Origin of the sequence: Nocardia sp. NPDC059229 (genome assembly GCF_042754165.1) — a bacterium.
In the GTDB taxonomy this organism is placed as follows: Bacteria; Actinomycetota; Actinomycetes; order Mycobacteriales; family Mycobacteriaceae; genus Nocardia.
In genome coordinates, this window is sequence record NZ_JBHZAK010000020.1 from 37,829 (window position 1) to 57,056 (window position 19,228).

The window sequence follows — 19,228 nt, forward strand, 5'->3', positions numbered from 1 at the left end:
GACCGATTCATGCATATGACCGCCCCTTGGAGAGGAGCTTCGTGCCCGCGCAGTCGGTTCCGTACAGCGGTGATCGAGCAGAGCCGCCGAGCGGAAGAACGGCGGAGCCGCAGGTGCTTCGGCCCGCCGCGCCGCCGGCGACCACCCTGCGCGCGGTGGCGGAGCTGACGGGCGCGCGGCCCGCGGAATTCGCGGCAGCTCCCGAGGACATCCAGGTCACCGGCATCGAGCAGCGCTCGAACGCGGTGCTGCCGGGTGACCTGTTCGCCGGTCTGGCCGGGGCCCACGCGCACGGCGCTCGCTTCGCCCATGACGCGGTCGAGCGCGGCGCAGTCGCGGTGTTCACCGATCCGGCGGGCGCGGAACTGATCGGCGAGATCGCCGTCCCGGTGCTCGTGCACGATGCGCCGCGCGCGGTGCTCGGCGAGTTGTCCTCGGCCCTTTACGGTGATCCGTCTCGCAAACTCCGCATCGTCGGTATCACCGGTACCTCCGGCAAGACGACCACGTCGTATCTGGTGGAGGCCGGGCTCGCCGCGGCCGGGCTGCGCACCGCCCTCATCGGCACCATCGAGACCCGCATCGGCGGCGTCCGGGTGCCCTCGGCGCTCACCACGCCCGAGGCTCCGCAGCTGCACGCCATGTTCGCGCTCATGGTCGAGCGGGGTGTGGACGCGGTGGTCATGGAGGTCTCCAGCCATGCCTTGGCGCTGGGCCGGGTGGACGGGGTGAGCTTCGCGGTCGGCGCGTTCACCAACCTGTCCCAGGACCACCTCGACTTCCACGCCGGTTTCGAGGACTATTTCGCGGCCAAGCGCCGCCTGTTCATTCCGGACGGCCCGGACTCGGCCGCCGCGGCACGCCCGTCGGTGGCGGCGCGCACGGCCGTGATCTGCGTCGACGACACGTGGGGCCGGCGCCTGGCAGACGACGTATCCGACTGTCTCGCAGCCGGATCCGGTGATACCACCGGCCGCCTGCGCACCGTGGCGACCCGGCCGGGCGTGCCCGCGGACTGGACCGCCGGCGCGGCCACCGCCGGACTCGGCGGCACCCAGGAGTTCACCGCTTCGGGGCCGGGTGTCAATGTGGATGTGCGGCTGCGGCTTCCGGGTGCGTACAACATCGCCAATGGAATCCTGGCCGTCGCGGTGTGCGCGGCAGCCGGGGTCGAGGCGGAGACTGCCGCTGCGGCGCTCGGCACGGTCGATGTGCCGGGCCGCATGCAGCGGGTGGATAAGGGTCAGGAGTTTCTGGCCGTGGTCGATTACGCGCACAAGCCCGCCGCGATCGAATCGGTCGTGGCGACCCTGCGCACGTGGTTGTCCGAACAGGGGGAGGGCCGTCTGGCCGTAGTGGTGGGCGCGGGCGGTGATCGCGATGCCGGCAAGCGGCCCCTGATGGGTGCGGCGGCGGCGCGCGGCAGCGACCTGGCCATCATTACCGACGACAATCCGCGCAGCGAGGACCCGGCCGCCATCCGTGCCGCGGTGCTCGCCGGTGCCGAACAGGTACCGGTCGCGGAACGCGGTGAGGTCCGGGAGGTTGGGGACCGGGCGGCCGCGATCAAGACCGCCGTCGACTGGGCGCAGCCCGGCGACGTGGTGCTGGTCGCGGGCAAGGGACATGAGACAGGGCAGGAGATTTCAGGCGTGAAGCATCCGTTCGACGACCGCGAGGTACTCGCGGCCGCCCTGTCGGAAAAGACGAGGGACCTGACGCTTTCATGATCGAGATGACTTTGCGGGAGATCGCGGAGGTCGTCGGCGGCACGCTGCACGACGCCCCCGATCCCGAGGCGAAGGTCACCGGCTCGGCCGAATTCGATTCGCGCCGTATCGGTTCCGGTGACCTGTTCCTGGCGCTGCCCGGTGAGCGCGCCGACGGCCACGACTTCGCGGCGCAGGCCGTCGCGCAGGGCGCGGTCGCGGTGCTGGCCGCCCGGCCCGTCGGGGTGCCCGCCATCGTGGTGACGCCCCGTCCCGGGAACACGCGCGCCATCGCGCTGGCCCACGACACCGACGGCTCCGGCGCGGCGGTGCTGGACGCGCTGGCCGCCCTGGCCCGCGTCAGCGTGGACCGGCTGGTCCGGGCCGGGAGCCTGACGGTGGTCGGGGTGACCGGTTCCTCGGGCAAGACCTCCACCAAGGATCTGCTGGCGGCGGTGCTCGCCCCGCTGGGACCCGTTGTGGCCCCGCCCGGTTCGTTCAACAACGAGCTCGGCCACCCGTGGACCGCGCTGCGCGCCGACGCCGGCACCCGCTTCCTGGTGCTCGAGCTGTCCGCCCGCGGACCCGGGCATATCAAGGCCCTCACCGAGATCGCCCCGCCGAGCGTGGGTGTGGTGCTCAATGTCGGCACCGCGCACCTGGGCGAGTTCGGCAGCCGCGAGGTCATCGCACAGACCAAAGGCGAACTCGTCGAGGCCCTTCCGGCCTCCGGCCTGGCCGTCCTGAACGCCGACGACCACCTGGTCGCCAAGATGGCCGAACGGACCGCCGCCCGCGTGGTGACCGTCGGCCACGCCGCGCAGGCCGATGTCCGCGCCTCCGACGTGGTGCTCGACGATCGGGCCCGCGCCCGATTCACCTTGCACGCCAACGGCGAATCGATCGAGGTCCAGCTGGCCGTGCACGGTGAGCACCAGGTCGGCAATGCGCTGTCCGCGGCGGCCGTCGCCCTGGACCAGGGCGCGGACCTCGCGACCGTCGCGCGGGCGCTGTCCGGCGCGACCCCCGTCTCGGCCCGCCGCATGGACGTGCGCACCCGCGCCGACGGCGTCACCGTCGTCAACGACTCCTACAACGCCAACCCGGATTCGGTGCGCGCCGCCCTCAAGGCGCTGGTCACCATGTCCAAGGCCGGGACCGAGCCGCGCCCCAGCTGGGCGGTGCTCGGCGAAATGGGTGAACTGGGCGAGGAATCCGTCCTCGAACACGACCGGATCGGCCGCCTGGTCGTGCGGCTGGACGTGGACCGCCTGATCGTGGTCGGCCAGGGCCGTCCGGTGCGCGCCCTGTTCCAGGGCGCGGTGCAGGAGGGCTCCTGGGGTGAGGAGGCCATCCACGTGCCCGATATCGAGTCCGCCATCGCCCTGCTCGACGAGGAATTGGAGCCGGGTGCGGTGGTGCTGGTGAAGGCCTCGAAGTCGGTCGGCCTGTGGACGGTCGCCGAACACCTGATCGGTGCGGAGCAGGAGGCCGCGCGATGACCCAGATTCTGCTGTCGGCGGCCATCGCGCTGACCGTCTCCATCCTGCTGACCCCCGTGGTGATCCGCTACTTCGCCAAACAGGGCTTCGGACAGGAGATCCGGGTCGACGGCCCGGAGAGCCACAAGGCCAAGCGCGGCACCCCCACCATGGGCGGCGTCGCCATCATGATCGGCATGTGGGCCGGCTACCTCGGCTCGCACCTCATCTCCATGACCTACGGCGAGCCGGGCCCCTCGGCCTCGGGCCTGCTGGTCATGGGCCTGGCCACCGCGCTGGGCTTCGTCGGCTTCACCGACGACCTGATCAAGCTGCGCAAGCAGCGCAACCTGGGCCTGACCGCCGCCGGCAAGTACATCGGCCAGCTCACCGCGGCCGTCGTCTTCGGCGTCCTGGCCCTGCAGTTCAAGAACATTCACGGCCTGACCCCCGGCGACAAGCGCCTGTCCTACACCCGCGACATCAACACGCTGTCGATGAGCGTGGTGGTCTTCCTGGCATTCGTCTGCCTGCTGGTGGTGGCCTGGTCCAACGCGGTGAACCTGACCGACGGCCTGGACGGCCTGGCCGCCGGCTCGATGAGCCTGGTGCTGGGCGCGTACATGATCATCACCTTCTGGCAGTGGCGTAACTCCTGCTCCGCGCACGCGGTCGCGGGCTGCTACCAGGTTCGGGATCCGCTCGATCTGGCGCTGGTCTGCGCCGCGGGCGGCGCGGCCTGTATCGGCTTCCTATGGTGGAATGCCGCGCCCGCCAAGATCTTCATGGGCGACACCGGCTCGCTGATGCTGGGCGGTCTGCTCGCGGGCCTGTCCATCACCACCCGCACCGAGCTGCTGATGGTCGTCATCGGCGCGCTGTTCGTGGCCGAGGCCGCGTCGGTGGTGCTGCAGGTGGCGGTCTTCCGCGCCACGCGCAATCGCCTGTTCAAGATGGCACCGTTCCATCACCACTTCGAGCTGAGCGGGTGGGCCGAGACCTCGGTCATCATCCGGTTCTGGTTGCTGGCCGGTATGGCCTCGGCGATCGGACTGGGCCTGTTCTACAGCGAATACCTCTCTGCGGCAGGGTGAGTGAGCAATGTCCGAACATTCTCCGAGGGTCCTGCGGTCGCCGGGGCCCATGCTCGAATTCCTGCGTGGCCGTGATGTGCTGGTGGCCGGTTGGGGCGTCTCCGGACGCTCGCTGATCGAGCCGCTGCAGGACATCGGCGCGCGCCCGGTGGTCACCGACAGCGGCGAGAAGGCGCTCACCGAGGCCGCCGAACTGGGCCTGGGCACCGCCACCAGTGCCGACCTGCTCAAACCCGATGCGCTGCAACGCTTCGCGCTGGTGATCACCAGCCCGGGCTGGCGGCCGGACTCCCCGGTGCTGGTCTCGGCCGTCACCGAGGGCATTCCGGTGTGGGGCGATGTCGAGTTCGCCTGGTGGGTCGATCAGGCCCGGATCTACGGTCCGGTCCGCAAGTGGCTGGTGGTGACCGGCACCAACGGCAAGACCACCACCACCCAGATGACGCACTCCATCCTGCGCGCCGCCGGGATTCCCTCGGTGGCCTGCGGCAATATCGGCCTGCCCATCCTGGACGCGCTGCGCCGCACCCCGGGCCCGCAGATCCTGGCGGTGGAACTGTCCTCGTTCCAGCTGCACTGGGCGCCGTCGGTGCGCCCGGAGGCCGGCGTGGTGCTGAACGTGGCCGAGGATCACCTGGATTGGCACGGCGGCCTGGACGCCTACGCTGCCGCCAAGGCGCGCGCGCTGACCGGACGGGTCGGCGTGGTCGGCCTGGACGACGCCGTCGCCGCGGCGCTGGCGCGAAAGTCCAAGGCGCGCCGCACCGTCGGCTTCCGCATCGGCGTTCCCGCCGACGGCGAGCTGGGCGTGGTGGACGGCAAGCTGCTCGACCGCGCCTTCACCAAGGCCGCCATCCTGGCCGAGGTCGGCGACATCAGCCCGCAGGGCCCGGCCGGTGTGGCCGACGCCCTGGCCGCCGCCGCCCTGACCCGATCCATCGACGTGGCACCGCAGTTCGTGAAGGAGGGCCTGCAGGAGCACAAGGTCGGCCCGCACCGGGCGGCCTTCGTGCGGGAGCTGTCCGGCGTGGAATTCGTCGACGACTCCAAGGCCACCAACCCGCACGCCGCGCGCTCCTCGATCCTGGCCCACCCCAGCGTGATCTGGGTGGCCGGCGGTCAGCTCAAGGGCGCCAGCGTCGAGGACCTCATCGAGGAATGCCGCGAACATCTCGTCGCGGCCGTGCTGTTCGGCCAGGACGCGGCGGCGATCGCGGCCGCACTCGCGCGACACGCGCCCGATGTGCCGGTCGTGGAGCTGAATTCGGGGGACGATGCTCGGATGGGTGACCCCTTCACCGAGATCGAGCCCGAAGCGGTGATGGCGCGCGCGGTGCGCGTGGCGGCCGGCTTCGCCCACCGCGGCGATACCGTGCTGCTGGCCCCGGCCGCGGCGTCCCTGGACATGTTCGCCGACTACACGCACCGCGGCCGCAGCTTCGCGGCCGCTGTGCAGGCCCTGGACGAGAAGGACATCGGGAGAACCGAATGACGACGGCGACGCCGCGGCGGGCCGGGAACCAGACCCAGCGACCGAGAATCGGATGGTTCGGGGCCTGGCTGGCCCGCCCGCTGGCGTCGTTCCATCTCGTGGTGGCGATCGCGGTGCTGCTCACCGTGCTGGGCCTGGTCATGGTGCTCTCGGCGTCCAGCGTGGAGTCCTACGCCGACGGCGGCTCGGCCTACCGGCTGTTCATCCAGCAGGCCGTGCTGGCCGTCTTCGGCGCGGTGCTGTTCTATATCGCGCTGCGGGTTCCGATGCGGGTGATGCGCCGGCTGTCGTTCCCGGTCTTCGCGCTGTCGGTGGTGCTGCTGGTGCTGGTGCTCATCCCCGGCATCGGCAGCGAGGTGCAGGGTTCGCGGCGCTGGTTCGACCTCGGCGTGGTGTCGGTGCAGCCCTCGGAGATCGTGAAAGTCACGCTGGTGGTGTGGGGTTCGCACCTGCTGGCCTCCCGGCAGACCGAAAAGGCCGGGTACAAGGACATTCTCATGCCGCTGGTGCCCGCGGGCCTGCTGGTGTGCTTCCTGGTCGTGCTGGAACCCAACCTGTCCACCACCATCGCGCTGGGCATCGTGCTGACCTCGCTGCTGTGGTTCGGCGGGCTGCCGCTGCGCATGTTCGTGACCATCGCGGTCTCGGGCGGTGTCGCGGCGGCGATCCTGGCGCTCTCGGCCGGCTACCGGTCCGACCGCATGCGCGCCTTCTTCAGCCCCGGCGACGACCCGCAGGGCATCGGCTACCAGGCCCGGCAGGCCATGTACTCGCTGGCCGACGGCGGCATCTGGGGTCGCGGCCTGGGCCAGTCCCGGGCCAAATGGAGTTATCTGCCCAACGCGCACAACGACTTCATCTTCGCCATCATCGGCGAGGAGCTCGGGTTCCTCGGATGTGCGCTGGTGCTGGGGCTTTTCGCACTCTTCGTCTACGCCGGGTTGCGGATCGCGACCCGCTCGGTGGATCCGTTCATCCGGCTGCTCACTGCCTCGGCCACCACCTGGATCACCGGTCAGGCGCTGATCAATGTCGGCTATGTCGTCGGTTTGCTGCCGGTGACCGGCCTGCAGCTGCCGCTGGTGTCGGCGGGTGGTTCCTCGCTGGCCATCACGCTGCTCATGTTCGGCATCATCGCCAATGCCGCCCGGCACGAGCCCGAGGCGGTGGCGGCCCTGCACGCGGGCCAGGACGGCCGCTTCAGCCGGCTGCTGCGCCTGCCGAAGCCCGAGCTGTACTCGCCCGCGCGGGCGCAGGCCTCCCGGGCCCGCACCAAGGCCAAGGCGAAGGCCAAGGTGAAGTCCGCCCCGCAGCGGCGCGCGCTACCCTCGGGTCGGAGCCGGGGCGGCTCGGAGTCGTCGGCGCGGCGGTCGATAGATTCGGATTCGGCCCGGCGCACCAGCCGCTCCACGGAGTCGTGGCGCAGCACCCGGGCCTGGGAGCCCAACTATCCGATGAAACACGCCAGGGAACGGGGTAATTCGAGGTGACAGTGGAGCGGCCGGACAGTGATGTGGGAACCGCCGAGGCTCACACCGACCTACCCGACCATCTGCAACGCGTGCACATGATCGGCATCGGTGGTGCCGGTATGTCCGGGATCGCCCGAATTCTCCTGTCGCGTGGCGGCATGGTCTCCGGCTCCGACGCCAAGGAGAGCCGCGGCGTGCTGGCCCTGCGGGCGCGCGGCGCGCAGGTGCGCATCGGCCACGACGCCGGCGCCCTGGACCTGCTGCCCGGCGGGCCCACCGCCGTGGTGACCACCTACGCCGCCATTCCCAAGACCAATCCTGAGCTGGTGGAGGCGCATCGGCGCGGCGTGCCGGTGCTGCTGCGCCCGGCCGTGCTGGCCTCGCTCATGCAGGGTCACAAGACGCTGCTGGTGTCGGGCACGCACGGCAAGACCTCGACCACCTCGATGCTGGTGGTGGCCCTGCAGCACTGCGGGTACGACCCGTCCTTCGCCGTCGGCGGCGAACTCAACGAGGCGGGCACCAACGCCCACCACGGCACCGGCGGCATCTTCGTGGCCGAGGCCGACGAGAGCGACGGATCGCTGCTGCAGTACGCGCCCGACGTCGCGGTGGTCACCAATATCGAGTCCGACCACCTGGACTACTTCGGCACGGACGAGGCCTACGTCCAGGTCTTCGACGACTTCGTGGACCGGCTCGAACCGGGCGGCCGCCTGGTGGTGTGCGTGGACGATCCGGGCTCGCTGGGCCTGGCGCAGCGGTCGGTGGCCCGGCTGGCCGAGGATCCGCGCGGTATCCAGGTGATCGGTTACGGCTCCGGCGATTTCGCCACGTCCGGTGTCCCGGTCGGCGCGCAGCTGCTGTCCTGGGAGCCGCGCGATGTCGGCGGCGTGGTCGTCTTCCAGCTCGCCGACGAGCATGCCCCGCGCACCCTGCGCCTGTCGGTGCCCGGCCGGCACATGGCCCTCAATGCGCTGGGCGCGCTGCTGGCCGCCCGCGCGACCGGCGCCGATATGGGCGAGATCATCCAGGGCCTGGAGGGTTTCGGCGGCGTGCACCGCCGCTTCCAGCTCACCGGACGCGAGAACGGCGTGCGCGTCTTCGACGACTACGCCCACCACCCGACCGAGGTGCGCGCGGTGCTCTCCGCTGCCGCCGAACTGGTCGCGCAGGAGGCGCGCGACGGCGCGCGCTCGCGGCCGGGCCGGGTGATCGTGGTGTTCCAGCCCCACTTGTACAGCCGCACCGCCACTTTCGCGACCGAGTTCGGCGCGGCGCTGTCGCTGGCCGACGAGGTGGTGGTGCTCGATGTGTACGGCGCGCGGGAAGAACCGCTGCCGGGTGTGAACGGCGCGCTGGTGGCCAACGCGGTCACCAAACCCGTGCACTACCAGCCGGATATGTCCCGGGTCGGCAAGCAGGTGGGCGCGCTGGCGCGGCCCGGCGACGTGGTGATCACGATGGGCGCGGGCGATGTGACCATGCTGGGCAGCCAGATTCTGGACGGGCTGCGCGCACGACCCTCACACGGACGGTGAGCCACCGTGGGCTCGGGTGGGGGAGCGGCGGATCGGCCGGATCCGGCCGCCGGCGATAGCTACGACGCGGACGATTACGACACCGGATCCGCTGCGGCAGCGGACAACAGCGCCGAATTCGCGGGCGAGAGCCCGGCGGCCCGGCGGGCCCGGCTGCGCCGTGGGCGGGTTCGCCGCGAATTGCGGATCGTGACGGCGTGGCAGTCGCGCCGGGTGCGGTGGGGCGGCCTGGCCGGCGTCGTGGTGCTGATCGCGTTCGGACTGGTCGCCTGGTTCACGCCACTGCTGTCGGTGCGCACGGTGCAGATGGAAGGGCTGAGTGCCGTTCCGGAACAACAGGTTCAGGACGCGCTGGAGGTACCGGACGGTCTGTCCATGATGCGGCTGGACACCAATGCCATGGCCGAACGGGTATCGCAGCTGCCCAAGGTCCGTTCCGTGCGCGTGCAGCGGGTGTTCCCGTCCACCGTCCGGGTGACGGTGGTGGAGCGCACGCCCGTGCTGTACTTCGACAGTCCCGACGGCGCCCATCTGCTCGATTGCGACAGCGTGGAATTCGCGATCGAGCCGCCTGGACCGGGGATACCCAAACTGGTGACCGATCATCCGGGCGGATCGGACCCGGTGACCAAGGCCGCGGTGGCCGTCATGGCCGCGATTCCTGTTCCGCTGCGCGACGAGGTCGGCGTGGGAGCGGTTGTGGCCCGCTCGGTTTCGGATATTGCCCTGGAGTTGCGTGACGGCCGCACCGTGCTCTGGGGCGGAACCGCGGACTCCGGGCGCAAGGCCGCGGTGGTCGGACCCCTGCTTTCCCAGCCGGGCAAGGTATTCGATGTTTCGAGTCCGAATCTGGTCACGGTAAAGTGAGCGATACCCATTGGGCTGCCGAAATTTTCGGTGGTTTGCCGGAAGGGCACCGTCGGTTCCGATCCAGGACCGGAGGGCAACCGTCCACGATACGATGCTCGGGTGGGTCGGACGAGTCGAATCACACAAGATTCTGATGCTCGGTTCGGCGCGCCTGCGCCCGTAACGCGGTGGCTGCGAATACCGTTCGGCACCAGTCGGATACTTGACATAACACTGAACCTATGGTTGAGGGTTTATCGGACCGAGACCATAGTGCCGGTATTTTGCGAGTAGCCGAAGACGACAAGCTGTTTCAGATCGAAGGAAGGCGAGAGCCCATGACGCCCCCGCACAACTACCTTGCTGTGATCAAGGTCGTCGGTATCGGCGGCGGCGGCGTGAACGCCGTCAACCGGATGATCGAACAGGGACTCAAGGGAGTCGAGTTCATCGCCGTCAACACCGACGCGCAGGCGTTGTTGATGTCGGATGCGGACGTGAAGCTCGATGTCGGCCGGGAACTCACCCGCGGTCTGGGCGCCGGCGCCGATCCGGAGGTCGGCCGCAAGGCCGCCGAGGATCACAAGGACGAGATCGAGGAAGTCCTCAAGGGCGCCGACATGGTCTTCGTGACCGCCGGCGAGGGTGGCGGCACCGGCACCGGCGGCGCGCCGGTCGTGGCCTCCATCGCGCGCAAGCTCGGCGCGCTCACCATCGGTGTTGTGACGCGGCCGTTCTCGTTCGAGGGCAAGCGCCGCAGCAACCAGGCCGAGGCCGGCATCCAGGCGCTGCGCGAGTCCTGCGACACCCTCATCGTCATTCCGAACGACCGGCTGCTGCAGCTCGGCGACGCGGCCGTGAGTCTGATGGACGCCTTCCGCTCCGCGGACGAGGTGCTGCTCAACGGTGTTCAGGGCATCACCGACCTGATCACCACCCCGGGTCTGATCAATGTCGACTTCGCCGACGTCAAGTCGGTCATGTCCGGTGCGGGCTCGGCCCTCATGGGCATCGGTTCGGCCCGCGGCGAGGGCCGGTCGGTGAAGGCCGCTGAGGCAGCGATCAATTCGCCGCTGCTGGAAGCATCCATGGACGGCGCGCACGGCGTGCTGCTGTCCATCGCGGGCGGCTCCGACCTCGGCCTGTTCGAGATCAACGAGGCTGCCTCGCTGGTGCAGGAGGCCGCGCACATCGAGGCCAACATCATCTTCGGTACGGTCATCGACGATTCCCTCGGCGATGAGGTCCGCGTCACCGTGATCGCCGCCGGCTTCGACGGCAGCGGCCCCTCCCGGCGCATCGAACCCGCCGTCAGCCGGTTCACCAATACCAGCAGCACCGCGAGCGCCAGCGCCGGAAGCGTCGGCCGCTCACACGAATACACCTCGGCCCGCACCTCCGAGCCCGCTCCCGCCCCGCGCCCCGACCCCGCGCCGGCCCCGCCGCCGCAGCCGGCCGAGCGCGGCCCGGCCCCGTCCTACAGTGCGCCCCGGCCGGCCGTCGACCCGACGGTCGCGAGCAACACTCGCGGCCACATCCAGCCCCCGGACGCCGATGACGACGACGTCGACGTCCCCTCCTTCATGCAGCGCCGCTGACGTGTCTTTCGGGGGCCGTTGACCTTGCGCCCCTGACGGATTCACTCCATCGCGCCCGCTCCGGCTCCCGGAGCGGGCGCGATCGCGTTCCGGGCCGGAGCTGAGTTCGGGGTTGCCCGCCGGTGACTACTACCCTCGAAGACATGACAGCAGCGGCACGGATATTTCGGACCAGACGGGTTGTGACGACGCGGGCGGGCGGGTTCTCGGCCGCGCCGTACGACTCGTTCAACCTGGGCGATCACGTGGGTGATGATCCGGAGGCGGTGCGGCGCAATCGGGTTCGGCTCGCGGAGAACATCGGGCTCGCGCCGGACCACCTGGTGTGGATGGAGCAGATCCACGGGCGGAACGTGGAGATCGTGGACGGACCGCGGACCGAGCCGGTGCCCGCCACCGATGCGCTGGTGACCACCCGGCGCGATCTCGCGCTGGTGGTGCTGACCGCCGACTGCGTGCCGATCCTGCTGTCCGACGACGAGGCCGGCGTCATCGCCGCCGTGCACGCGGGGCGGATCGGGGCCCGGATCGGGATCGTGCCGCGGGTGCTGGAGGCCATGGTGTCGGTGGGCGCGCAGCCCGAGCGCATCGGCGCGTTCCTCGGCCCGGCGGCCAGCGGTCGCCAGTACGAGGTGCCCGCCGCCATGCGCGCCGATGTCGAGGCGCATCTGCCCGGCAGTGCGACGACCACGGTCAAGGGCACGCCCGGCCTGGATCTGCGCGCGGGCATCCGCCGGCAACTGGAGGCGGCCGGCGTGGGCGCGGTCGCGGTGGATCCGCGGTGCACCATCGAGGACCGGACGCTGTTCTCGCACCGCCGCGACGCGCCGACCGGACGACTCGCCGGTGTGATTTGGATGTCATCCGAGGGAGTTTCAGAATGACCGAAAGCTTCACCGCCGCAGAGGGATCCGATGCGGCGCAGGTCACGTCCGCCGGTGGTCGCGCCGGCGAGCTCGCCACCGCCCTGTCGGCACTCAACGAGCGAATCGACGCAGCGTGTGCGGCCGCGGGCCGGGCGCCGGGTTCGGTGCGCTTGCTGCCGGTCACCAAGTTCTTCCCCGCCTCGGATATCGAGATCCTCTATGGATTGGGCTGCCGCGAGTTCGGCGAGTCCCGTGAGCAGGAGGCGGCGGGCAAGGTGGCGCAGCTGCGACACCTGTCCCAGATACGCTGGGACTTCATCGGACGGCTGCAGCGGAACAAGGCGAAATCCGTTGCACGCTGGGCCGATACCGTCTACTCGGTGGACAGCGACCGGCTCGCGAGCGCCCTCGACGCCGCCGCGGAGGCCGCACTGGACGACGGATCCCGCACCACCCCCTTGCGCGTGCTGCTCCAGGTGTCCCTGGACGCGGACCCGTCCCGCGGCGGCGCCCGCGACGCGGCCCTGCACGCGCTCGCCGATCAGGTCGCCGCCTCGCGATCCCTGCAGCTCGCGGGCCTGATGGCCATCCCGCCACTGGACGTGGAACCGGATGCCGCCTTCGAGCAACTGGCCCGCATCCACGCCGCATTAACGACTGTCCACCCCGATGCGAAAGAACTGTCGGCGGGCATGTCCGGCGACTTGGAGTCGGCCATCCGCCATGGATCCACCTGCGTGCGTGTCGGTACAGCCCTGATGGGCGCGCGACCGATAACCTCGGCGTAGCAAAGAAACCTCACCAGTCACATTTGAAACATATGCTTGGTGACAGACGAGGACTGAGCAGGACAACACCCCAGGCCAACCGGGGCCGAAGGAAGGTCGACCAGATGAGCACGCTGCACAAGTTCAAGGCGTACTTCGGGATGGTTCCGCTCGAGGATTACGAAGACGATTACGTCGACGACCGCGGAGCCGCCCGGAGCGCCGATGAGCGTGGCCAGCGTCGTCCCCGGCCCTACGCCGAACGCGAGCGTGATTACGACCGATACGGCGAGGACCGCTACGACGACGAGCCCGCCTATGAGCCGTCCTACAAGGCGCCCTACAAGCCCGGGTACAGCGTGTCCCGCCGGGACGACTACGCCGACGATCACCGCGAGCGCGACCACCGCGACCGCTACGACGCCGACGACCGCTACGACGCGGCCCGTCGTCCCACCCGCATCGACACCGCCCCGTCCAGCCGCACCCGTGCCATGGGCGGCAGCGCGCCCTCGGTGCGCGGCAGCACCCGCGGCGCGCTCGCGATGGATACCGAGGCGGAGCGGCGCATCGAGGAGCTGCGGGAGCAGGAGCGCCGGATCGAGGCGGCCCGCCGTCCCCAGATCTTCGAGGACGGAGGCACCTTGTCCAAGATCACCACGCTGCGCCCGCGCACCTACGCGGAGGCCGCCATCATCGGTGAGCGCTTCCGCGACGGCACCCCGGTGATCATGGACCTGGTCGAGATGAGCAACTCCGACGCCCGCCGCCTGGTGGACTTCGCCGCCGGCCTGGCCTTCGCCCTGCGTGGTTCGTTCGACAAGGTCGCCACCAAGGTGTTCCTGCTCTCACCGGCCGACGTGGACGTCTCCGCCGAGGAGCGCCGCCGGATCGCGGAAAACGGCTTCTACAACCAGAAGTGACGAGCTGCCGCAGCCACGAGTACGCGGAGGCGGCAGCCGGGGTTCGACCGTTGCGCCAAAACTGAACGGCGGCAACGAATTGCGTTCGTCAACGGGGGTTGCGAAATAGTCGCGGGGGATTCGCGGGGGAGTCTTGCACCCGAGTTGTCGGGTATCGCACGCTCATTCAGATGGGCATGTCATGAATCACATGCCTGGATTCGGGCTCTACATGTGGTCCTTTGCTGCTCTTAATGCGGTCCCGCGCTGCGGTCCCACTCGAAGTTCGCGGCCCGCCTCGGTCTGGACTGCGCTCCGCCTCCCCGCGCTTGGAGCGGAGGAGGGAAGGCCGAGGTGACGGGGCCGTGAACCCGCCCGGAGCGAAGCGGAGGGCAATCGGGCCCAGTGTTTCTATTTTGCCGATCATGGAATCTAGGGCACAGTGGTGCGGTGGCCCTGTTCCAGGTGTTGAACCTACTGCTGTTCCTCTTCTGGCTGCTGCTGATCAGCCGAGTCATCGTCGAGTTCATCCGCAGCTTCGCGCGAGACTGGCGGCCGACGGGCTTCGTGGTGATCATCCTGGAGGTGATCTTCACGGTCACCGACCCTCCGGTGAAACTTCTGAGGCGTTTGATACCCCCAGTGAATCTTGGGGGAATTCGGCTCGATCTGTCGATTATGGTCCTGCTTTTCATCGTGTTCATCTTGATGACGATCACGGGCCAGGCAGGGCAGTCGATAGCTCAGGTGTGACAGAATGGCCGGAAAGAAAGCTTGCCCAGATCTACCGCTAGATCTCCATACGAAGCGTGAAGGGATCGTTCCATGCCGCTGACCCCCGCCGATGTTCATAACGTCGCGTTCAGCAAACCGCCGATCGGGAAGCGCGGCTACAACGAGGATGAAGTCGATGCCTTCCTCGACCTGGTCGAGCAGGAGCTCTCACGCCTCATCGAAGAGAACGCTGATCTTCGCCAGCGAGTTGCCGAGTTGGACGCGGAACTGGCCGACGCCAAGAAGAATCGGGGTCCCGCGGTTCAGCCGGTGAAGGCGCCCGTCGCGCCGGAGCCCATCAAGGCCGCTCCGCCGCCGCCCCCGGCCCCCATGCCGGCTCCGGTCCCGGTGGCCGCCGTCAAGCAGGAGGCGCCCTCCGCGGACGCGAATCTGCAGGCCGCCAAGGTGCTTTCGCTGGCCCAGGAGATGGCCGACCGCCTCACCTCCGATGCCAAGACCGAGGCCGAGCAGCTGCTGGCCAACGCCCGGGCCAACTCGGAGCGCCTGGTCAGCGACGCGCGTACGCGTTCCGAGGCGATGATCGCCGATGCCCGCCAGAAGGCCGAGGCCATGCTGTCCGACGCGCAGACCCGCTCGGATTCCCAGCTGCGCCAGGCGAAGGAGAAGGCCGACGCCCTGCAGGCCGACGCCGAGCGCAAGCACACCGAGATCATGGCCACCATCACCCAGCAGCGCAGCGTGCTGGAGAGCCGGATCGAGCAGCTCAAGACCTTCGAGCGCGAATACCGCGTGCGCCTGAAGTCCTACCTGGAATCGCAGCTGGAGGAGCTGGAGAACCGTGGTTCGGCGGTCCCGGTCGACGGCGGCGAGTTCGGCCAGGATGGGTCCGGCAACGGCGCACTTCTCAAGGGCAGCAAGTAAAGTCGTAGATACGGCCAGCGATGCCAGGTCGCGCGGGACGAACTCCCGGGTGGCGCGGTATCGCCGCCAACCTTTCGAGTCCTCCGATAGCCGTCGCTGTCGAAGCCCAACGAGGGGGTGGTGCACTTGCTCGTGGTGACGCTCGCGCTCGCAGCCGTGGGTTTCGGCCTGCTGGTGACCGCACTGACCACCGGTTCGGTGATCTGGGCATGGGGCTGCATCATCGTGTGCGTGATAGGCGCGGTGCTGCTGCTCGTCAGTGCGTTGTCGCTGCGGACCGATGACGAGGACACCTCGTCACGGCCGAGCGGAAGACATGCGAAGCACTAGTGGGCGGGTCCGCGGAATATCCGCTGGACCGGCCTCGCTAGACTGTAGAGAGCTATACGGCGTTGATCCGGCCATCACCGGGGAGCTTTCGGAAGAACGGCGGGCGTCTGTGTTCAGCAGTGAACGACAGGGCCTCGCTCACTAGACCCGAACGGGTGAGCCCGTCACAGCTCACAACGAGAGGCTCGGTCCTGTAAGGGTTTTCGTGATCCTGGACCGGGCAAGCGGGGTGGTACCGCGGTTACGGCGCACCGAGCGCCGGCATCGTCCCCGTGTCCACAGTGCTGGCACGAGGAGCTGAGAGGCCGCGATGGCGGACGAGACCACCACCCGAAGCGCATATCCGCGCGTTGACCTGAGCCGGACGTCCGGTCAGGTGTCGTTCCCCGAGCTGGAGCAGCGGGTCCTGGACTACTGGGCCGCCGACGACACCTTCCGCGCCAGCATCGAGAACCGTTCCGATGCAGAGGAATTCGTCTTCTACGACGGCCCGCCCTTCGCCAATGGGTTGCCGCACTACGGCCATCTGCTCACCGGATACGTCAAGGATTTGATCCCGCGATTCCAAACCATGCGCGGGAAGAAGGTGGAACGACGATTCGGTTGGGATACTCACGGCCTCCCCGCGGAAATCGAAGCGGAGAAGCAGCTCGGTATCACGGACAAATCACAGATCGATGCCATGGGTCTCGCGGAATTCAATGCCGCGTGCAAATCCTCGGTACTTCGCTACACGAACGAGTGGCGTAACTATGTGACACGCCAGGCCCGGTGGGTCGACTTCGACAACGACTACAAAACCCTCGACCTCGACTTCATGGAATCGGTCATGTGGGCGTTCAAGTCGCTGTACGACAAGGGCCTGATCTATCAGGGCTTCCGGGTGCTGCCCTACAGCTGGTACGAGCAGACCCCGCTGTCCAATCAGGAGGCGCGGCTCGACGACTCCTACCGGATGCGCCAGGATCCGGCGGTCACCGTCGACATGGTGCTGCGGGTTCCCGCCGAGCACCCGCTGCACGCCCTGGACGGCGCCAACGCCCTCATCTGGACCACCACGCCGTGGACGCTGCCGTCCAACCTGGCGATCGCGGTGCACCCCGACATCACCTATGCCCACGTCCAGGGCAAGGACGGCAAGCGGTATGTGCTTGCCGCCGAGCGGGTCTCGCACTACGCGCGCGAGCTGGGCGAGGAACCGACTGTGCTGTCCGAGTATTCGGGCGCGGCGCTGGAGGGCCTGCACTACCTGCCGCCCTTCGACTTCTTCCTCGGCCACCCCAATGCGCACCGGGTGCTCAACGCCGACTACGTGACCACCGACTCCGGTACCGGCGTGGTGCATCTGGCGCCCGCGTTCGGTGAGGAGGACATGGATGTGGCCTCCGCCAATGGAATCGAGGTCGTGCAGCCCCTCGACCCGGGCGGCAAGTTCACCTCCATGGTGCCGCCCTACGAGGGCCTCATGGTCTTCGACGCCAACCCGGTCATTATCAAGGACCTCAAGGCCGCCGGAAAGCTGTTGCGGCACGAGACCATCGAGCACTCCTACCCGCACAGCTGGCGCTCGGGCCAGCCGCTGATCTACATGGCGGTGCCGTCCTGGTTCGTGGCGGTCACCACCTTCCGCGACCGCATGGTGGAGCTCAACAAGGAGATCACCTGGGTTCCCGAGCACATCCGCGACGGCCAGTTCGGCAAGTGGCTGCAGAACGCCCACGACTGGAACATCAGCCGCAACCGCTACTGGGGTGCGCCCATCCCGGTGTGGATCTCCGACGACCCGGCCTACCCGCGCGTGGACGTCTACGGCTCGCTGGATCAGCTGGAGCAGGACTTCGGCGTGCGGCCGAGCGATCTGCACCGGCCCGGCATCGACGAGCTGGTGCGCCCGAATCCCGATGACCCGACCGGGAAGTCGATGATGCGGCGCACGCCCGAGGTGCTGGACTGCTGGTTCGAGTCCGGCTCCATGCCGTACGCGCAGGTGCACTACCCGTTCGAGAACAAGGAATGGTTCGAGGGCACCCCCGACGCTGCCGCGCACAGCCCCGGCGACTTCATCGTCGAGTACAACGGCCAGACCCGGGGCTGGTTCTACAACCTGCACATCCTCTCGACCGCGCTGTTCGATCGCCCGGCCTTCAAATCGGTGGTGGCGCACGGCATCGTGCTCGGCGACGACGGCCTCAAGATGTCCAAGTCCAAGGGCAACTACCCGGACGTCAACGAGGTCTTCGACCGCGACGGCTCCGATGCCATGCGGTGGTTCCTCATGGCGTCCCCGGTGCTGCGCGGCGGCAACCTCATCGTCACCGAGCGCGGCATCCGCGAGGGTGTCGGCCAGGCCCTGCGCCCGCTCTGGAACGCATGGACCTTCCTGCAGCTCTACGCCTCCAAGCCGGGTACCTGGCGCACGGACTCGCCGAACGTTCTGGACCGCTACATCCTGGCCAAGCTGGCGCAGACCCGCGACGTCATGACCGGCGCCCTCGAGATCTACGACATCGCGACGGCCTGCGACGAGCTGCGCACCTTCGCCGACGCGCTCACCAATTGGTATGTGCGCCGGTCGCGTTCGCGCTTCTGGGAAGAGGACCGCGACGCCATCGACACCCTGCACACGGTGCTCGAGGTGACCACCCGGCTGGCGGCCCCGCTGCTGCCGCTGCTGACCGAGGTGATCTGGCGCGGCCTCACCGGCGAGCGCTCGGTGCACCTGGCCGACTGGCCGAGCGACACCGACCTGCCGCACGATGCCGAACTGGTGTCGGCCATGGACGAGGTCCGCACGGTCTGCTCCACGGTGCTGAGCCTGCGCAAGGCCCAGAACCTGCGCGTGCGCCTGCCGCTCTCGGAGGTCACCGTGGCCGCCGCCGACGCGGAACGCCTGCGGCCCTTCGTGGATCTGATCGCCGACGAGGTGAACGTCAAGAAGGTCGACCTCACCACCGATGTGGCCGCGCACGGCCGCTTCGAGCTCGTGGTGAACGCCCGCGCCGCCGGACCGCGCCTGGGCAAGGAGGTCCAGACGGTCATCAAGGCCGTCAAGGCGGGGGAGTGGAGCGAGGCCGCCGACGGCACCGTCTCCGCCGCCGGCATCGCCCTGCTGCCGGAGGAGTACACCCAGCGCCTGGTCGCCGCCGAACCCGAATCCACCGCCGCCCTGCCCGGCAATATCGGTCTGGTGGTGCTGAATTCGGCGGTCACCGAGGAGCTGGAGGCCGAGGGCTGGGCCCGCGACCTCATTCGCGACCTGCAGGAGACCCGCAAGTCCCTGGGCCTGGACGTCTCCGACCGCATCACGGTCGTGCTCGACGTCCCGGCCGAGCGCCTGGGCTGGGCGGAGACCCACCGCGAGCTGATCGCGGGCGAAATCCTCGCCACCACACTGTCTCTCGGTGAGGTGGGTGCCGGTGCCCCCGAGGTCGTCGGCGGCGTGAAGGTCTCGATCGTCAAGGCGTAGCCGAA

The 19,228-nt window shown here is 69.0% G+C and carries 15 protein-coding genes; all 15 read left to right on the forward strand.

Going from position 1 to position 19,228, the window contains the following annotated elements:
* Positions 1–113: 113 nt before the first annotated feature.
* The 15 genes from ACFXHE_RS34510 (at position 114) to ileS (ending at position 19,223) form a co-directional block, all read left to right on the forward strand.
* On the forward strand, positions 114–1,730 hold the full coding sequence (locus ACFXHE_RS34510) for a UDP-N-acetylmuramoyl-L-alanyl-D-glutamate--2,6-diaminopimelate ligase (RefSeq protein WP_379388853.1): 1,617 nt from the start codon (positions 114–116) through the stop codon (positions 1,728–1,730).
* On the forward strand, positions 1,727–3,211 hold the full coding sequence (gene murF / locus ACFXHE_RS34515) for a UDP-N-acetylmuramoyl-tripeptide--D-alanyl-D-alanine ligase (protein WP_379388854.1): 1,485 nt from the start codon (positions 1,727–1,729) through the stop codon (positions 3,209–3,211). Before ACFXHE_RS34510 ends, murF begins: the two co-directional genes overlap by 4 nt.
* Entirely contained in the window at positions 3,208–4,284 is a 1,077-nt protein-coding gene (mraY, locus tag ACFXHE_RS34520) for a phospho-N-acetylmuramoyl-pentapeptide-transferase (RefSeq protein WP_354843024.1), read from the forward strand. The genes murF and mraY overlap by 4 nt, the downstream gene beginning before the upstream one ends.
* Positions 4,285–4,333: 49 nt before the next feature.
* Positions 4,334–5,776 (forward strand): UDP-N-acetylmuramoyl-L-alanine--D-glutamate ligase, encoded by a 1,443-nt coding sequence (gene murD, locus ACFXHE_RS34525; RefSeq protein WP_379388939.1) that lies wholly within the window; start codon positions 4,334–4,336, stop codon positions 5,774–5,776.
* Complete coding sequence (ftsW, locus tag ACFXHE_RS34530; protein ID WP_379388855.1) at positions 5,773–7,266, forward strand: putative lipid II flippase FtsW; 1,494 nt, start codon at positions 5,773–5,775, stop codon at positions 7,264–7,266. The genes murD and ftsW overlap by 4 nt, the downstream gene beginning before the upstream one ends.
* Before the next feature lie 77 nt (positions 7,267–7,343).
* A complete protein-coding gene (murC, locus tag ACFXHE_RS34535) occupies positions 7,344–8,789 on the forward strand; it encodes a UDP-N-acetylmuramate--L-alanine ligase (RefSeq protein WP_379388940.1) in 1,446 nt (481 codons plus the stop codon).
* Between the two features lie 6 nt (positions 8,790–8,795).
* Positions 8,796–9,656, forward strand: a complete 861-nt coding sequence (locus ACFXHE_RS34540; RefSeq protein ID WP_379388856.1) for a cell division protein FtsQ/DivIB — start codon at positions 8,796–8,798, stop codon at positions 9,654–9,656.
* 320 nt (positions 9,657–9,976) lie between these two features.
* Entirely contained in the window at positions 9,977–11,236 is a 1,260-nt protein-coding gene (ftsZ, locus tag ACFXHE_RS34545) for a cell division protein FtsZ (protein ID WP_379388857.1), read from the forward strand.
* Between the two features lie 143 nt (positions 11,237–11,379).
* Positions 11,380–12,120: a peptidoglycan editing factor PgeF gene (gene pgeF, locus ACFXHE_RS34550; protein ID WP_379388858.1), complete on the forward strand. Its 741-nt coding sequence runs from the start codon at positions 11,380–11,382 to the stop codon at positions 12,118–12,120.
* A complete protein-coding gene (locus tag ACFXHE_RS34555; protein WP_379388859.1) occupies positions 12,117–12,890 on the forward strand; it encodes a YggS family pyridoxal phosphate-dependent enzyme in 774 nt (257 codons plus the stop codon). Before pgeF ends, ACFXHE_RS34555 begins: the two co-directional genes overlap by 4 nt.
* A gap of 104 nt (positions 12,891–12,994) precedes the next feature.
* Positions 12,995–13,792, forward strand: coding sequence for a cell division protein SepF (gene sepF, locus ACFXHE_RS34560; protein ID WP_379388860.1), 798 nt, complete (start codon positions 12,995–12,997; stop codon positions 13,790–13,792).
* Between the two features lie 429 nt (positions 13,793–14,221).
* On the forward strand, positions 14,222–14,524 hold the full coding sequence (locus ACFXHE_RS34565) for a YggT family protein (RefSeq protein ID WP_040856625.1): 303 nt from the start codon (positions 14,222–14,224) through the stop codon (positions 14,522–14,524).
* A 72-nt stretch (positions 14,525–14,596) separates the two neighbouring features.
* Positions 14,597–15,427, forward strand: coding sequence for a DivIVA domain-containing protein (locus ACFXHE_RS34570; protein WP_379388861.1), 831 nt, complete (start codon positions 14,597–14,599; stop codon positions 15,425–15,427).
* Between the two features lie 126 nt (positions 15,428–15,553).
* Positions 15,554–15,757, forward strand: coding sequence for a hypothetical protein (locus tag ACFXHE_RS34575; protein ID WP_379388941.1), 204 nt, complete (start codon positions 15,554–15,556; stop codon positions 15,755–15,757).
* 310 nt (positions 15,758–16,067) lie between these two features.
* A complete protein-coding gene (gene ileS / locus ACFXHE_RS34580) occupies positions 16,068–19,223 on the forward strand; it encodes an isoleucine--tRNA ligase (RefSeq protein WP_379388862.1) in 3,156 nt (1,051 codons plus the stop codon).
* The last annotated feature ends 5 nt before the right edge of the window (positions 19,224–19,228 follow it).

What these genes read in the sequence shown, in the direction of transcription:
- sepF (WP_379388860.1), top strand. Translation starts at nt 12,995, where the DNA reads ATGAGCACGCTGCACAAGTTCAAGGCGTACTTCGGGATGGTTCCGCTC.
- murF (WP_379388854.1), top strand. Translation starts at nt 1,727, where the DNA reads ATGATCGAGATGACTTTGCGGGAGATCGCGGAGGTCGTCGGCGGCACG.
- murC (WP_379388940.1), top strand. Translation starts at nt 7,344, where the DNA reads ATGATCGGCATCGGTGGTGCCGGTATGTCCGGGATCGCCCGAATTCTC.
- ileS (WP_379388862.1), top strand. Translation starts at nt 16,068, where the DNA reads ATGGCGGACGAGACCACCACCCGAAGCGCATATCCGCGCGTTGACCTG.
- pgeF (WP_379388858.1), top strand. Translation starts at nt 11,380, where the DNA reads ATGACAGCAGCGGCACGGATATTTCGGACCAGACGGGTTGTGACGACG.
- ftsW (WP_379388855.1), top strand. Translation starts at nt 5,773, where the DNA reads ATGACGACGGCGACGCCGCGGCGGGCCGGGAACCAGACCCAGCGACCG.
- mraY (WP_354843024.1), top strand. Translation starts at nt 3,208, where the DNA reads ATGACCCAGATTCTGCTGTCGGCGGCCATCGCGCTGACCGTCTCCATC.
- murD (WP_379388939.1), top strand. Translation starts at nt 4,334, where the DNA reads ATGCTCGAATTCCTGCGTGGCCGTGATGTGCTGGTGGCCGGTTGGGGC.
- ftsZ (WP_379388857.1), top strand. Translation starts at nt 9,977, where the DNA reads ATGACGCCCCCGCACAACTACCTTGCTGTGATCAAGGTCGTCGGTATC.
- ACFXHE_RS34570 (WP_379388861.1), top strand. Translation starts at nt 14,597, where the DNA reads ATGCCGCTGACCCCCGCCGATGTTCATAACGTCGCGTTCAGCAAACCG.
- ACFXHE_RS34555 (WP_379388859.1), top strand. Translation starts at nt 12,117, where the DNA reads ATGACCGAAAGCTTCACCGCCGCAGAGGGATCCGATGCGGCGCAGGTC.